Raw genomic sequence first — 17,104 nt, 5'->3', positions numbered from 1 at the left:
CACTTCACATCTAGCTCCCCATATTACTTATTTATTATTGTCTCACAACTACAGATTAAATATTTATTCTAATGTTGGTGCTTTAAATTTTTCTAAGTCTTCTCTTGTAGCTGGAACTGTAAACTTTTTGCTCTTTATAGCTTCTTTGTATTTGTTAGCTAAATCTATAACATCTTTAGCTGTATTCTTGCTTGTAGTTTCAGCCATATCAATTCCGCCTTCTTCAAAGCCGTAAACTTTTTTACCAGCTTCGAATTTACCTTCAGAGAACTTCTTAGTTACGTCATAAACAGCAACGTCAACTTTTTTGATCATTGAAGAAAGAATTGCAGATGCATTTTCTGGCATTGTTAATGATTGATCTTGGTCGACTCCGATAGCCCAAACATCTTTTCCTTGATCTCTTAAAGATTTAGCTGTATTTAATAGACCAACGCCAACTCCACCAGCAGCATGATATATTACGTCACATCCATCGTTGTATAATGCTTTAGCGATTTCTCCACCAGCAGCAACGTCTGAGAAACTACCAGCATATCTAACGTTGGTACCTGATTTTCCATCTTTAGGCATTAAAGCTTTTGCAGCTTCAGGGTTAACAGATGCAACACCTGCAATAAAACCTGCTTCAAACTTATTTATAAGTGGACCATCTATACCACCTATGAATCCAACTTTATTAGTCTTAGTTGTTTTACCTGCAATAACACCCATTAAGAAAGAACCATCTTCTTCTTTGAAGTTAATTGACATTACATTTGGTGCATCAACAACATCATCTACTATTGCATATTTTTTATCTGCATTATCTTTTGATACATTTTCCATAGCAGTCTTAAATTTATAGCCTATACCAAATACTAAATCATTGTCTTTTGATAATTGTTTTAAATAAGGTTCATAATCAGCATTTGTTTTTGACTCAAGAACTTTAGGATTTAACTTTAATTCATCCTTTGCCTTCATTAAACCTTTGTTAGCAGCTTCGTTGAAGGATTTATCATTTATACCACCTTCATCAGTAGCCATACCAACTTTTGCAGAAGAAGTTGTTTCTGTCTTAGTACCACTGTCTTTAGTACTTTTATCCTCAGTCTTTGAACCACAGCCAGCTAAAGCTGTTGCCACGATAGCAACTGTTGCTACCATTGCTAGTAATCTCTTTTTCATAATTACCCTCCTATTAATATGTACTTTTTTTGAACCATATGATAAAATAAAAGAATTTTCTTCTATTTTCTCCAAAATAACTCGTTGGGTCCCAATAATATATAATATACGTTATTAAAACCTAAAAATCAAGGTGTCGCATTATAGAATTTACAATTTTCCATATTAAAAATAATAAATTTGATAATTACTGTTTTTTATTTCTATTTTTCGATAAAAAAGTAACCGCAAGCACCATCTCCAGAATGTGTTCCTACAACACAACCTGCTTCACTCTCTATGTAACTTATATTGTTATCTTCTAAATTAGCTTTTAAAGCATCATAAGCTTCTGGATTTGCTCCAGCGGAAAGCAATATTACTTCCGTACCTTCCAATACTTCACATTTATCCAAATCTGTAATAATAGATTTTATCGCTTTCTTTGTTCCTCTAACCTTTTCTTTTACACTCATTTCTCCTTCTAAAACTTCTAATATCAATTTAATATTAAGGACTGCACCTATAGTCCCTGCAGTTTTAGATAGTCTACCACCCTTTATAAGGTTATCTAATTTATCGAACATTAAAGAACTCTTAACTTTATGTCTAAGCTTCTCTACAGATTCCTTTATTTCGTGAATACTCATACCTTGATCTCTTAAATTTGCAGCTCTTAAAACAAGCACGCCAAGTCCTGAGGTTACGTTTTGAGAATCTATAATTTCGATGTCCTCAGTTTCTAGTATATCCTTTGCAATCCCAGCTGATTGTACTGTACCACTCATTTTTGAAGATAAATGGATTGATAAAATTTTATAGCCTTGGTCTAAATATTTTTTGTAAACCTCTGAAAATCTTTGAGGATTAATTTGAGAAGTTGTAGGCAATACTCCATGAATTTCAATTTTGTCCATGAGCTCACTAAAATTTATTCCTGTTCCATCATGATAAGTTTTGTTATCAATAGTAACTAATAATGGCACAACCTCTATATCATATCTTTCAATTACTTCCTTGGGTAAATCACAGGTACTATCTGTAATTATCTTTATTTTCTCCAAAGTTAACTCCCCCTTACTTCATATTTGGAAAGCCAATCTGTCTTGTAGCTTCATAACTAACTATCGATACAGTGTTTGACAGATTTAAGGATCTTAAACTAGTTTTAACCATTGGAATTCTTATTAGATTGTCTGGTTCACTATTCCTGATTTCATCTGGTAATCCACTAGATTCCCTTCCAAATACAATAAAATCCCCTTGTTTAAAGTCCACTTCATCATAATACTTTGTCGCCTTGGTAGTTGAATAATAGAAGGTTCTATCCTTAAACTTTTCTCTCAACTCTTCAAAAGAATCATAATAAGATATATCCGCATCCTTCCAATAATCAAGGCCTGCTCTTCTCAGTTGTTTATCTGTTACCTCAAAGCCAAGTGGTCTTATAAGGTGGAGCTTACTATTTGTCAAAACACAAGTTCTAACTATGTTGCCTGTATTTTGAGGTATTTCTGGCTGATATAGTACTATATTTATATTTTCTTTGTCTAAAATCATAGAATCCTCCCAAATAAACTTCAGTAAATGTTACACATTAGATAATTATATAATATAATTGTTTTTTTCTCTACCAAAAACATTATTATATTTATCTAGAGAGAATTTCTACTGATAGTTTTAGCATTTATGTATATTATTATTCGATTAAGAATTTATAAATCGATTAAGAATTACTTCCTATTTTCTAATCATTGGCTCAATTACGAATTTTTCAATGGCTTTTCCAACGCCACCTTCTACATTTGTATCAGTTATATATTTTGCAGCTTTCTTCACAGCCTCATTACCATTACCCATAGCAACACCAAAACCTGCGTAAGTTACCATAGATAAATCATTTTCACTATCACCTATACACATAACTTCATCTCTAGAGAATCCATAATATTTAGCTAGTGCCTCTGCACCCTTGCCTTTTGTTACTCCGGCAGCCATCATCTCTATGTTATTTGTATAAGAACTTACAACTTCTAGCCCTTGAATCTTATTTATATCCTGTCTGATTTTTTGAATTTCTTCGAAGTCCTCTTCCATAACAATGCATTTAATTATCTTATCTCCATGATTTTCAACTGCATCACTTATATCATCATAATGGTAAAATTTCAATTTATCCTTATCTGAAAGCTGATCATTCATACTCCTATAAGGATGTGTCTCTGGAATATTTGCATTAGTTATCATAGAATCTGCTGTATATAAATAATACACCGATTTAAATTTTTCAAGAACTTCAACTATCTTCTTGCAATTTTCATAACCCATATTATGTTCTGCCATCACTGTATCACCGTATCTTATATAACCACCATTAGCTGAAATAATCGGTGTTTTGATACCTAAAAGCTCACAATATATCTTTGCTGATGCAAAAATTCTTCCTGTTGCTATTGCAATCTTCACACCTAAATCTGTAGCTTTCTTTATTGCTTCTAAGTTCTTAGGGTGAACTTCATGATGATTACTTAGTAGTGTCCCATCCATATCTATGCATACAAGTTTTATTGCCATCTATCAATTCCTCCTTTGCTAATTCAAAGATGCCTTCTATTTTTTCTTCTTAAATTTGTATATAAGATTCTTCTCATACCTTTGATTATACTATAAAAACATAAAAATTCTATACGAAAACCATCAAGACTACTTGAGCAAGTCCTGCTGGTACATGATAACATAAATTAAAGAAGTTTAGCCTTATAAAGCATATTTATTGGTAACCGATATAATTAAGTATAAGGTTCTAATTTATGTTAATAAAGTCTAATAAGCTGTATATGGAGGCGAATAAAGTATGAGTTTAATAAATCTAGACCTATCAAACTCAATAACTACGAATTACCCTATCCCCAATAATCTCCTTGAGAATAAAACAGATACAATAGAAGTTACAAACAAATTAAATAACACTGATCAGGTTGTCTTTAGTATTGATTATAGTAATAATGAAGTTTCTGCTATCTTAAATAAAATCAAGACTTCCTTTGATGATCAAAAATCTGTAAATAAAGATCCATCACTTATTGAATATACTACTTCCTATAGTGAATTGTTAAAAAATATTAACTCTAACACTAATTTTGATGATAGTACAAAAGCTAAATTAACTACGATTTTAGATAGTTCCTATGATTCATCTGCAACAAAAAAAGCCCAAGAAATTACACATGAAGCAGCTAATTTTTTCAATGCAGCATATCGTGCAAAACAAATATATGATAAGGAAAAAGCTCCTTTAGGTGTGCAAGGCATTAATCTCTATAATGAAGAAGATGCACAAAAAACAATTACCAATATGTTGCTAGGAGCAAAAACTTTTTATAAAAACAATACTGTTGCAGATGAAGAACAATTAGAAACATTTCTTCAAAACAGCTTTTCTGAAACTACTAGTATTGAAAAACTAGGTTATAAAGATTTTAAATTATTGCAAAATTCTTTAGATATACTTCATAATGAGAAATCCTATGAGGCTAATTCAATAGCTGAACATAATGTAGTTCGTGAGACTCTATCAACTAAAGCTATCGAATATCTTAAAGACCAAGATGCTTCTTCTATACTAACAGATACTTTCGAAAGGGCTTCTCTTCAGAATAATAGATACCATAAAAGAATTGAAATTTACGGTAAAATACGTTACGAATATGAAAAACTTTTAGAAAATCTAGGTTTAGATCGTGCTAATAAAGAAGCAATGCTTGAGGAACTTAAGAAAAAACGACAAAACATGATTGAAGAATATAATAAAGAAATGGAAAAACTTAAACGAGATTCACATAAGCTATATCTACTAAATAATATGCTTGGCAAAAATGATGTAAAATATGACCCTATGGAAACCTTAACTAAGAATCACGATGAACAACTGAAACTTAATGAAAAGCAACAAAATGAACTTCAAGAAAATTTGACTACCATGAAAGAATACATAAAAGAAACTGCGGAAAAATATGAAAAATTCATGAAAAATCCAGCAGAAACCATTGATGCTTATTTTGAATAACCAAACTTAACATATTAAAAAGACTGTTCACAAGGTACTTATCGCATTTGTGATACAGTCTTTTTTAATGTACTTTTATAAATGGAAAATTTATTAGTTATAAGATTTATAAAATATCAAAAACTTTATCTAGTCTTGTTAATTTAAATACCTTTAAAACTTGATTGTCTAAGTTCTTTAATTTTAGATATCCGTTTTTTTCTGCACATTTTTTATATATAGCTACAAGTACACCTAATCCTGTACTATCTATAAAGGTACAGTTTTTAAAATCAAGAATTAACTTATTGTTGCCGTCCTTTATATCATCAATCGCTTCAATTCTGAACTTTTCTGCTTCTTCCACAGAAAAATTCACAGGCATTAATATAGTAATATCTTTACTGCTTCCCTCTACCATTGAGGTTACCCCCTTATTTTAAATTTTTCTACCATTGCTTCAAGTTCACTTGCCATAGCACTAATCTCTTCAGAAGAAGCTGCTAACGATTCAACAGTAGCAGTTTGCTCTTCTGCTGCAGCTGATACCTGCTGACTATTGCTAGCTGTAGTTTCTGATATTGTTCCCATATTATCAATAAGCTTAATTATATCTTCAGATGTAGCAACCTCATCCTTTGTTACCTCTACAATCTCTCTTATATTATTCGTAATCTCTTCTACAACATTCATAATATCTATAAAAGATGTATCTGTTTCTTCAACAACCTTTACACCATTAGTAACTGCTATAGAAGTATTATTCATAGAATTTACAGCCTTACTGATTTCCGTCGCCATCGTTGATACTAAAGCTGATATTTCCATAGCTCCTCTATTAGACTCTTCTGCAAGCTTTCTTACCTCATCTGCAACAACCGTAAAGCCTTTTCCATGTTCACCTGCTCTAGCTGCTTCAATTGAAGCATTTAAAGCTAAGAGATTTGTTTGTTCTGCTATAGAATTTATGACACCTATTATATTCTTTACTTTAATAGAAAGCTCATTCACTTCTTTTAATACTTCTGATGTTTCGCTGGTCCCTTTGTTAATTATATCCATAGCACTTACAGTCTCTTGAACCTTACTTCGCCCAAAATGTGCTGCAGTCTTAGTACTTGTTGCATTTTGTTCTGCAGCGACAGCTTTACTCTGCGCCAACTCAACAAGACTCGCTAGTTGAACAAGCACCTGAGAGGAATCAATAACTGAATCATTTTGTCTTTCTGCACCAGATGAAACCTCTTGAATACTTGAAGCAATTTCTTCTGAAGCAGCATTTATTTCTTCAGTAGAGGATGCCATCTCATCAGCAGAAATAGCTAATTGTTGCGAAGCCCCTCTAATTTTCCCTACTATAGCTTCTTGTAATCTCATCATACTATTGAAGGATTTTCCTAATTCCTCAATTTCATCTTTAGTTTTAATATCTATAGACACAGTCAAATCACCTGTACTTACTAACCCCATCTTTTCTTGAAGCTGCCTTATTGGTTTAATGATACTTCTAGATGAAAATACAATTGCTACAGCCATTGCAGCTATTATAGATATCCCTACAATAATAATAGTATTTTTCATTATATTCTTCGCAGTAGACATATAATCATCGTAACCTACTGTAGTGGCAATTGCCCAATTGCCAGCTGGTTCGTAACTCATGAATTTCTTAACACCTTCATAAGTATAAAATCCCCAGCCCGCTTCACCATTTTTCATTTTTTCAATAAAACCTCTTAACTCATCGTTTTCTGTATTAGTAACATTTTCTTTCATTACCTTTTCTTGAATTGGATGTGAAATAATAAGTCCGTCCTTATCTATCATATAAGAATATCCTGATTTACCAACTTTAACTTCAGAAGCATATTTAGTTATTGCTTCAAAATGTATAGTGCCTATCAATGCACCAATAATTTTGTTATCTTGCTTTATTGGATAAGCTAGTGCAATAATTGGTTTGTTAGTTGCTTTTGATATAAGAACATCACTTATTGACGCATTACCTTGAATCGCTTCTTTAAAATATTGTCGATCACTAACATCTAAATTTAAAGAACTCGATTCATTATTTACTAGTATCTTTCCTTTCGCATCGGCTAATAAAAGCATTTCTATTTTAGAATCATTTTCCTTCTGTATTTCAGATAAATAGTTCAAGATTTTCTTTTTATTTTCTTCAGAACTGTTTACAATTGTATCTGATAACTTAGCATTATAGCTTGCTATCTGCAAAGTTCCCTTTACCATTTCTGTAGTATTAGTTATTGCCTCTGCTGCATGACCTGTAGTCTCTTTTAACTGTTGCTCTATAGTATGCTGAAGAGCAGAAGAAGACATATTATAAGATACAGCCCCTAATAAAGTAAGTGGTACAATTATCAATACCAAAAATACCGAAATTAATTTTATTCTTAAACTTACCTTCATAAATTTCCTCCACATTGTTTTTGTCTTATTGCTATATGCAAATATATTTATCAATCTTTAAGGTATTGTTATTAAACTCTACCTTATCAGCTAAAGCTTTTATTAAAAATAAACCTCTTCCACCTTCATTTAGCAAGTCTTCATCTTTAATCTCATCAGGAATTTGTATATTTTTATTCGTTTCTCCTGAATCGCTAATCTCAAGCTTTAAAACTTCACCATTACATTTATAACTTAAGCCAATTGGCTTTGAAATATCACCTTTATTTCCATGGTAAAAAGCATTTGACAGGGCTTCTGTTAAAATTAGATTAATATCAAAAGCTATCTCTTGAAAATCTTTTTTCTGTAATGATTTTTCTAAATAAGTAGTCTTAATGGCCTTAGCTTTTTTTACTACCTTGATTGTTTTAACTGACTTAATCGTCCTCACTGTCCTATTGGGTTTAACTATCTTGGCTGTTCTAACTACTTTAGCTACTTCATTTATTACATTCTCAATTAGCTTTTCATAACAGGGTAGACCACTAATAGTTAAAGTATTTGATATTATAATCTTGATTCACCCCTTAAGTTTACTGTGCTGTTTCTACACTGTAAAAAATAAATCTATTAAGTTACAATACTTTTATAGATAACCAGGTACAATCATCTTGAAGCTTTGCTTGGGTATTAATTTTTTCTTCTAAACAGGCTTTCAATTTTTCATGAACAAGTTCGCCAGAATTTTTGTTTAGTCTATTATAATCAAATATAAACTCCATACCATCACTATAAAAATTAAATATTTCTCCTTTTGAAAAAGGTATAATCACCTGTTCAAACTTAACTTCTTCAAACATTCCAAGCGGTGGTCCCTTAACAGTTGTTCTTTGCCATACACCTTTCTTGTTAGCACTAATAAATTCATTAATTCCTGCTCCAACAACAGTCATAATGCCAGCTTTGAAATCCATTTCAAAACAAATGCACGAGACATATTCCTCATCTAAATGTTTCTGTGCTTCTCGATTCATATACTGTACTACCTCTAAAGGATTTTTGTAAATTGATACACCATCATTAAAAATAACTTTAGTCGCTGAAATACTTAATGCAGCTGTAATTCCTTTTCCTTGCACATCTCCAAGTAATCCAATAACTACATCTTCACTTACCTTATTGAATAAATAGAAATCTCCACTCAAAAGTTTAGCAGGCTTGTATATGGTTTTCATATCAACCCTATTCTCAAGTGGAAATGGTAACCCTTGACGATGCTCTTGAATTTTCACTGCTCTATCAATTTCTTTTCTTCTTTCAGTTACATCTCTTAAAATAACTTGAACTGCTTCTTTCCCTTCGTAAATAAGGGGAGCACCTACAACTTCAATTTCCAATATATCTCCAATTGGGTTTATAAGTTTATAAGTCATTAATGGTAGAGGTTCTCTTTTTACTTGTGCCTTGTAAACTCTTTCTTTCGCTACCTCTAAAGAATCAGGATGTATAAACTCTAATATTGATTTGCCAATAAGTTCTGAGTGATTCATCCCAAGCTTTAAAGAAGCTTGTTCATTAGCAAATACAACAATTCCATTGCAATAAACAACAATAGCATCTGGTGACATCTCAACTAAAAGCCTATACCGCTCTTCGCTTTCTATAAGAAGATTTTCTGCTTTTTTTCTATCACTAATATCATGTACAACAGTATATAATAGTTTTTTCCCGGCCATAAATACTAGTCCTGAAAAAACTTCGACATCTCTTATTTCACCATTTGAAAGTCTATGTCTATGATACTGACCTCTAGTCTCACCAATCGCTTCATTGTCCTCTCTTGCAATACTATTTAAGTTTTTTAACACTGTTTCCTTAGGTAATAGATCTAAATCACTAATATTTTTCTTTCTGAATTCATCTTCTTTATAACCATAAAAATTACAGGCTGTTAAATTTGCATCAACGATATTTCCGCTGCAAGGGTCAAGCAAAAGTGTAATAAGATGATTTTGTTCAAAAATGCAGTTGTAATGTTCTTGGCATTTTTTAAAACCCATACTACTTACATTCTTGTAATTGGAAATCTCTTCAGCAACTATTACATATCCTTTGATTATGTCATCAAACTTTTTTATAGACATAACTGTAACCTTATCCCATTTTATTGAAAGTGCTGAAGTTTCTATCTCTAATTCCCCGCTCCATTTACCTTCCGAATTGATAGCCTCTCTTATATCAGTTTTATAATTCATATAAATATCACTTATCGATTTTATAGAAAATAAATTTTCTCCTATCAATTCTTCACGCTTACAGTTAAAAGCTTTTAAGAATGTATTATTTACATATTTTACAGTGAGTTTATCATCAAGAATTACGCTCTTATAAGAACCAAGTTCAAAAATTTTAATAAAGTCTTCTAGATCAAATTCCGCTTCATCAATATTAAAATCCATTTGAGCCCCCTTATACCTGATATTATAAAAATTAATTTTTCTCATTATCTTATCGACCAATTATGACATTTTTTTAGTGTTTCTTTTGGTTTTTTATACATTATTTTTATTCATTTTAAACTTTTAACTTAAGTACATAAGTAATGCTTACCTGTAACATTTCTTGTATCCCTATTAATGCTAAAATGTCAAATAATCTTTGTTATTTAATAAATACTTTTTTGAACATTTATGCACAAAATATTTATTAAAATTGCTACTTACTTAATTATTCCATTGCAAATATTCATAAAAGTTATTGCAAATTCAATTATTCTATTGTGTTAGAAGGTTAAGTATTATATAATGTTGCTTATTGATAATGAATATCAATTTCGTCTTTTTTTTGTAAATATTAATAAATATATTAAAGGAGTACTTTATGAAAGATTTTTATGAATTAGAAACCATTTCTATGGGGACAATAATAACCCAGAAAATTTATGGGGAAAATTCACAAAAGGCAGCATTGAAAGTAGAAGAAGAGATAAAAAAATTAGAATCTCTCATGAGCTTTTTTCTTGAAACAAGTGAAATATCTAAAATAAATAGAAATGCAGGACTTAATGCTGTAGAGGTTAGTGCTGATGTGCTATATGTTTTAAACCGAGCTAAATATTTTTCTGAAGTTTCAAGTGGCGCATTTGATATAACTATTGGTCCTGTAGCAAAGCTATGGGGAATCTTCACTGATAAAGCAAAAATTCCATCACAAGAAGAAATAACTTCTTCTTTAAAATTTACTGGCCATAGAGATATAACTATTGATAATAGTTTAGGCTCTGTAAAGCTTGAAAAGGTTGGAGAAAGTATAGATTTAGGTGCTATAGCCAAAGGCTATGCTGCTGATAAGGCAATAGAAATATATAAACAATACAACATAGACTCTGCTTTTGTTAATCTTGGAGGTAATGTAATGGTCTTAGGTACTAAGCCAGACGGTTCACCTTGGAAAATAGGTATTCAAAACCCACTTCTTAGAAGAGATCTGTGCCTAGGCGCTGTACATGCTGTAAATAAGACAATAGTTACCTCAGGAGATTATGTTAGATACCTACAAAAAAATAATAAAAAATACCATCACATCTTGGATCCACGGACTGGTTATCCTTCTGATTCAGGATTAATAAGTACTACTATAGTATCTGAAAAATCTATCGGAGCTGATGCAATTTCTACAGCTATATTTGTTTTAGGTCTTGAAGATGGAGTGAAACTAGTTAACAGTCTGAAGGATATGGAGGCTATATTTATTACAGAGGATAAAGAAATCCATGTTACAGAAGGTCTAAAGAAGGATTTTCACTTTTTTGATGAAGTTGAAGGATTTATATATAAAATTTAGTATATTAACCCGTTGTGCTAGTTAAATACGCTGGCAATACTTACAAATAGAAAAACTCCAGCATATTTGCTAACCTATCATTAAAAAACACCACTAATCTAATGATAGGAGGCTAACCTATATGCCAGAGTTTAATAAAGATTCTACCATAACAATAAATGACTTAAAAGATTTTATTGTTGTCACTTATGTTATAATTGATGACTTTTACCAAAAAGTAACTCCAACATTTATTAAAAATCGTCGTAACATCGCTAAATCAGTAATGACTGATAGCGAAATAATTACGATTTCTTTAGTAGGTGAACTCTTAACCATTGACTCTGAAAAAGCATGGTTTGGATTTTGCTCTAAAAACCTACGAGACTTATTTCCCAACTTTTGTAGTAGGCCGAGGTTTCATAGAGTTAGAAAGTCATTATTTCGAGTCATTGATGAAATTCGTAAAGAGTTAACGAAATTTCTTAACTATCAATATGACCGAATGAGAATTGCAGATAGTATGCCAATTCCTGTGTGTAAGTTTGGGAGAGCTCATTTCCATAAAGCTTTTAAGCCGGAGGCTGCCTACGGGCGATGCGCTTCGAAAAAAGAAACATATTATGGATTCAAATTACATGCTTTAGTAGCCCTCGATGGCTATATCACAGATTTTACTGTAACAGCAGCAAATATTGATGACAGAGATGTCGTCTGGGAACTCACAGCTAATTCAGAGATTGATATACTAATAGGTGATAAAGGATATATAGGTCAAAAAGTTGCTTCGCAATTAAAAGAAACAAGGTACATTCGTCTTTTAACAATAAATCGTAACAATAGTAAAACTAAACTTTTAAAACCTTTTAGGCAGTTGATATTCAAGGCTCGTCGTAGAGTAGAAACTACTTTTTCTCAGCTCTCCGAGCAATTAAATATGCAGAGGGTTCTTACAAAATCAACTTGGGGATTTGCCACAAGAATATCAAATAAAATATTAGCTCATAATCTTTGCTATTTTATAAATAAATTTTTTAATATAGGTATAGAAATATCAAAGATTAAAGAATTAGTATTCGGATAATAATTTCCAAAAACAGTATATGAGACAATAGGATAGGACTGCCTAAAATCATGGTATAAATATCCTTTTAATGAAAACTTATCTGCTAGCACAACAGGTTATATTAAACTATGCAAAATCATTGTAGAAGATTTAACTACAGTTTTATATATTTTAACATGTTAGATTTTCTTCTTAAATTATAATAATTATTCAAAATTGCACTTTGTTATTGATAATGAAACTCATTATTATATCATTTCCTAGTATTTCACAAAAATATTTATCTCTTTTGTTAGGAGGTGTATTTATTAATTTAACGCTATATGTTCCAATTAAAAATCTACATTGATTTCATAAATTGTATATGCATTTTAAATGTAGAAACATTATTAGAACTTATATATTCCTACATAAAATATAACTTACACTCTATAATCTCATAGATTTTCATTTAAATGAGATATAGACCTATACATTCATATTAAAAAAAGATTATCTAGCATCTATATTTAGCTAGAATCGTATTGGGGGTCATAGTTTGGATTTAAAATCATCTAACATAAGCAAAAAAATAAATGTTCTCAAAAGGAAATTTACCTTAATAAAAATTTCTAGAACAATAATTCAGCTTATATTCTTATACTTCTTTTCTGGAATGTTTACTTTAGCTTTCACAGGCTTCAAGAGTATGTTTTTACGATTAACTAGAGAGGACTTTAGTTTAGTAACCTCTTTTAACTTTTTAGCAGCTTTTATTGCTGTAGTCGCTTTATCAATTTTAATAGGCAGATTTTTCTGTGGCTGGTTATGTGCCTTTGGAGCATATAATGATTTTCTATATTGGGTCTCTAGGAAATTCATCAAGAAAAAAATTAAAATCCCACAAAAAATTGATGAAAAACTCAGATACATAAAGTACATAGTTTTATTATTTATTATGATCGCTTTCTGGTTCTTGGATTTAGCCCCTGAAACTAGTATAAGCCCTTGGGATGCTTTTGCCCAATTACCTCAAATAGCTACCATGGCACCATTAATGCCTATAGCTTTTATACTTTTAGCTTTAATAACAGTTGGAGCTTTACTTATTGAGAGATTTTTCTGTAAATATTTATGCCCTCTTGGTGGAATCTTAGCTATAACATCAAAATTCAAATTAATATCTATCAGTAAACCAACTGCTCAATGTGGAAAGTGTCAATTGTGTACTTCAAAGTGTCCTATGGGATTAAACTTATCAGAGGTAGAAGCAGTAGACAGCGGTGAGTGTATTTCTTGCTTAAAATGTGTAGACGTATGCCATAGAAGCAATCCTCATTTAGTAGCCTTTAAGAAAATCAACTTAAAATGGTATTCTTCAACAATTGCAGCGCTTTTATTATTTAGTTTTATTTTCTTTGGCAAAAAATTTGTTAAACCTGATACAAGTCTTTCAAATAAAGCTGTTTCAGCAGAAATCGCAAAGGCAGATGAATCTCTTTACAATGATGGAATATATATCGGGGTTGGTACAGGCTTTAGACCAAACTTAACAGTAGAAGTAAAAATAGTTCAAGGTAGAATATCAGACATTGCAATAACCTCACACGAAGAAACTACAGGCTATTATGAACAAGCCTTTGACATAGTTCCAAAGGAAATTCTAGCTTCACAAACAACAGATGTAGATATAGTATCTGGGGCAACAAAATCAAGTAACGGTATAAAAGAAGCTGTTGCAGATGCTCTAAAAAAAGCAAGAAAACTAACAGTAGAAAATAAGAATTCAGCAGATAATAAAAATACTACTGACAAAACTAAAACTGAAAATAAATCACCAGATGTCTCTATGGACTCAAGCTTAAAATTTAAAGACGGTACTTTTACAGGTTCAGCTACTGGATACCAACCAGGACTAACAGTTGCAGTAACAATAACTAATGGTAAAATAGCAAACATTGAAATTACATCAGACAACGAAACTCCTGGCTTTAAAGAAAAAGCTTTCGAGGCAATACCAAGTAGAATCATTGCAGCACAGTCAACTAATGTAGATATAGTTTCTGGAGCTACAATGTCAAGTAAAGGTATAATGGCTGCTGTTAAAAATGCTTTAGAACAAGCAATAATCAGTGGTGAATTACCTAAAGACACAGCATCAACTAATACTGGTTCAACTACAAATAATAATACAATTAACAAAGCAGTTACTCCTGAAAATTTACCTACTTACACAGGTAACGGCTTATATAAAGATGGAATATACACAGGAATAGGAAATGGCTTTATGCCAAATCTTAAGGTTTCAGTTACCGTTAGTGGTGGAAAAATAACTAACATAACTATATTGGAACATACTGAAACTCCTGGCTTCTATGAAAATGCTTTTGCTCTTGTTCCAAATAGAATAATCAGTAACCAAAATACAAACGTAGATACTGTTTCAGGTGCAACAAGATCAAGTAAGGGTATAATGGAAGCTGTTAATAATGCTTTGAAGGATGCTAAGCTTAATACTACACCAACAGTACCACCAGCACCAACTAACCCAACAAATCCTACTCCAGGTGGCAATGGTTCAACACAACCTGGAGGTAATAACAATCCTGGAAATGAACTACCAGTATACACTGGCGAAGGTTTATATAAAGATGGAGTATACACAGGTACCGGCAATGGATTTATGCCAAATCTTAAGGTTTCAGTTACTGTAAAGGATAAGAAAATCTCCGAAATCACTATTATGGAACATGATGAAACTCCTGGGTTCTACGAAAACGCCTTTAACCTTGTACCAAAGAGAATAATCAGTAACCAAAATACAAACGTAGATACTGTTTCAGGTGCAACAAGATCAAGTAAAGGTATAATCGAAGCTGTTAATAACGCTTTGAAGGATGCTAAGCTTAATACTACACCAACTAACCCAACAGAGCCGACGACACCAACTAACCCAACAAATCCTACTCCAGGTGGCAATGGTTCAACACAACCTGGAGGTAATAACAATCCTGGAAATGAGCTACCAGTATACACTGGCGAAGGTTTATATAAAGATGGAGTATACACAGGTACTGGCAATGGATTTATGCCAAATCTTAAGGTTTCAGTTACTGTAAAGGATAAGAAAATCTCCGAAATCACTATTATGGAACATGATGAAACTCCTGGGTTCTACGAAAACGCCTTTAACCTTGTACCAAAGAGAATAATCAGTAACCAAAATACAAACGTAGATACTGTTTCAGGTGCAACAAGATCAAGTAAAGGTATAATCGAAGCTGTTAATAACGCTTTGAAGGATGCTAAGCTTAATACTACACCAACTAACCCAACAGAGCCGACGACACCAACTAACCCAACAATTCCTACTCCAGGTGGCAATGGTTCAACACAACCTGATAACAATACACCTGTCACTAAAGTATATCCACTTTACAAAGACGGTACATATACAGGTATAGCTAGAGGTCGTAGAAATAATCTTATTCTAGATGTGACTGTTAAGGATAGTAAAATCACTAACATTGCTTTAATATCCTACAGAGAAGATTTATCCTATATGAAGCAAGCAATGACTCCAATGGCAGAAAAGATAATCACAGCTCAGTCAACTGACGTAGATGTTGTATCAGGAGCAACTCAAACAAGTAATGGTATAAAGGATGCTGTAAATTCTGCATTGGGCAAAGCAATTTATAAGGATGGAGTTTATAGTGGTGCTGCAAGAGGCTATAATAGAAGATCATCTATAAATATTAATGTAACTGTTACTGGTGGTAAGATTTCTAATATTGATTTGGTATCACAAGCTGAGACAGAATCCTACTTCAATCAAGTTTGGCCATTGATTCCAAATGAAATTATTAAAACACAATCTTTAGCAGTGGATGGAGTATCAGGAGCTACAAGATCAAGTAACGGTATAAAAAATGCTGTAAAAGCTGCACTTTCAACAGCTGCATCTACTGGTGAGATAAGCACCTATCCAAGTGCTAGTGATATAATTGCACCATTTAGAGATGGTATATACACTGGTAAAGCAAATGGCTATAGAGATAATCTTAATGTTATAGTTACTATAAAAGATAATAAAATATTAAAGATTGAGCTTGGAGCAAATAATGAAACACCAAGTTACTTTAGTAAAGTATGGCCTTTACTTCCAGATCAAATAATTTCTACACAATCAGCAGATGTTGACGCTGTATCAGGAGCAACAAGATCAAGTATTGGTATATCAAATGCTGTGAAAGATGCTTTAAGACAATCAAAACTTGCACTTTCTGCTGATCCAGTAGCGCCATATAAAGATGGAACCTACAGGGGTGTTGCCTTAGGATATAAAGCAGGTCTTAATGTAGATGTTACAGTTAAAGATAACATAATAACTAATATAGAAATTAAAGAAAATAATGAAACTCCTTCATATTTTGAGAAAGCATGGTTACCAGTATCCACATCTATAATTGAAAAACAATCAACCACTGTTGATACAATATCAGGAGCCACAAGATCAAGCATTGGAATAATGGAGGCTGTTAAGGTTGCTCTCCGTGATGCTCATGATGAGACTTTGGACTTATCATAATCTAGATATATCTTTAATACTTCAACTTATATATCTAATA

At 31.9% G+C, this 17,104-nt stretch carries 12 protein-coding genes; 4 read left to right on the top strand and 8 right to left on the bottom strand.

What is annotated here, in order from left to right; all coding sequences use genetic code 11:
- Positions 1-63 precede the first annotated feature (63 nt).
- The 4 genes from CLOCEL_RS03620 to CLOCEL_RS03605 all read right to left on the bottom strand — a co-directional run bounded on the left by CLOCEL_RS03620 (position 64) and on the right by CLOCEL_RS03605 (position 3,723).
- Positions 64-1,170: a BMP family lipoprotein gene (locus CLOCEL_RS03620; RefSeq protein WP_010074736.1), complete on the bottom strand. Its 1,107-nt coding sequence runs from the start codon at positions 1,168-1,170 to the stop codon at positions 64-66.
- A 203-nt stretch (positions 1,171-1,373) separates the two neighbouring features.
- The gene (locus CLOCEL_RS03615) at positions 1,374-2,213 is read right to left on the bottom strand and encodes a DegV family protein (protein WP_010074737.1); all 840 of its coding nucleotides are present in this window, start codon (positions 2,211-2,213) and stop codon (positions 1,374-1,376) included.
- 13 nt (positions 2,214-2,226) lie between these two features.
- Positions 2,227-2,709: a tRNA (cytidine(34)-2'-O)-methyltransferase gene (locus CLOCEL_RS03610; RefSeq protein WP_010074738.1), complete on the bottom strand. Its 483-nt coding sequence runs from the start codon at positions 2,707-2,709 to the stop codon at positions 2,227-2,229.
- 180 nt (positions 2,710-2,889) lie between these two features.
- A complete protein-coding gene (locus tag CLOCEL_RS03605; protein ID WP_010074739.1) occupies positions 2,890-3,723 on the bottom strand; it encodes a Cof-type HAD-IIB family hydrolase in 834 nt (277 codons plus the stop codon).
- A gap of 280 nt (positions 3,724-4,003) precedes the next feature.
- Between CLOCEL_RS03605 and CLOCEL_RS03600 the strand changes: the two genes are divergently transcribed.
- Entirely contained in the window at positions 4,004-5,215 is a 1,212-nt protein-coding gene (locus tag CLOCEL_RS03600) for a hypothetical protein (protein ID WP_010074740.1), read from the top strand.
- Positions 5,216-5,321: 106 nt separating this feature from the next.
- Here the strand turns inward: CLOCEL_RS03600 and CLOCEL_RS03595 are convergent, their stop codons facing one another.
- From CLOCEL_RS03595 to CLOCEL_RS03580, 4 genes are all read right to left on the bottom strand, one after another.
- The gene (locus CLOCEL_RS03595) at positions 5,322-5,615 is read right to left on the bottom strand and encodes an STAS domain-containing protein (RefSeq protein WP_010074741.1); all 294 of its coding nucleotides are present in this window, start codon (positions 5,613-5,615) and stop codon (positions 5,322-5,324) included.
- A 5-nt stretch (positions 5,616-5,620) separates the two neighbouring features.
- Positions 5,621-7,624 carry a methyl-accepting chemotaxis protein gene (locus tag CLOCEL_RS03590; protein WP_010074742.1) on the bottom strand — a complete coding sequence of 668 codons (2,004 nt, stop codon included), beginning with the start codon at positions 7,622-7,624 and terminating at the stop codon, positions 5,621-5,623.
- 31 nt (positions 7,625-7,655) lie between these two features.
- Positions 7,656-8,057 carry an ATP-binding protein gene (locus CLOCEL_RS03585; RefSeq protein ID WP_010074743.1) on the bottom strand — a complete coding sequence of 134 codons (402 nt, stop codon included), beginning with the start codon at positions 8,055-8,057 and terminating at the stop codon, positions 7,656-7,658.
- A 184-nt stretch (positions 8,058-8,241) separates the two neighbouring features.
- A complete protein-coding gene (locus tag CLOCEL_RS03580; protein ID WP_010074744.1) occupies positions 8,242-10,065 on the bottom strand; it encodes a SpoIIE family protein phosphatase in 1,824 nt (607 codons plus the stop codon).
- A 421-nt stretch (positions 10,066-10,486) separates the two neighbouring features.
- Between CLOCEL_RS03580 and CLOCEL_RS03575 the strand changes: the two genes are divergently transcribed.
- The 3 genes from CLOCEL_RS03575 to CLOCEL_RS21970 all read left to right on the top strand — a co-directional run bounded on the left by CLOCEL_RS03575 (position 10,487) and on the right by CLOCEL_RS21970 (position 17,064).
- Entirely contained in the window at positions 10,487-11,449 is a 963-nt protein-coding gene (locus tag CLOCEL_RS03575; protein WP_010074746.1) for an FAD:protein FMN transferase, read from the top strand.
- Between the two features lie 121 nt (positions 11,450-11,570).
- Positions 11,571-12,512, top strand: coding sequence for an IS982 family transposase (locus CLOCEL_RS03570; RefSeq protein WP_010077629.1), 942 nt, complete (start codon positions 11,571-11,573; stop codon positions 12,510-12,512).
- Between the two features lie 520 nt (positions 12,513-13,032).
- On the top strand, positions 13,033-17,064 hold the full coding sequence (locus CLOCEL_RS21970; RefSeq protein ID WP_013291608.1) for an FMN-binding protein: 4,032 nt from the start codon (positions 13,033-13,035) through the stop codon (positions 17,062-17,064).
- Positions 17,065-17,104: the final 40 nt, after the last annotated feature.

Origin of the sequence: Clostridium cellulovorans 743B, from assembly GCF_000145275.1 — a bacterium.
Lineage (GTDB): Bacteria > Bacillota > Clostridia > Clostridiales > Clostridiaceae > Clostridium_K > Clostridium_K cellulovorans.
Note: the sequence above shows the minus strand (reverse complement) of the source record. Positions and strands in the feature narration are given on the sequence as shown.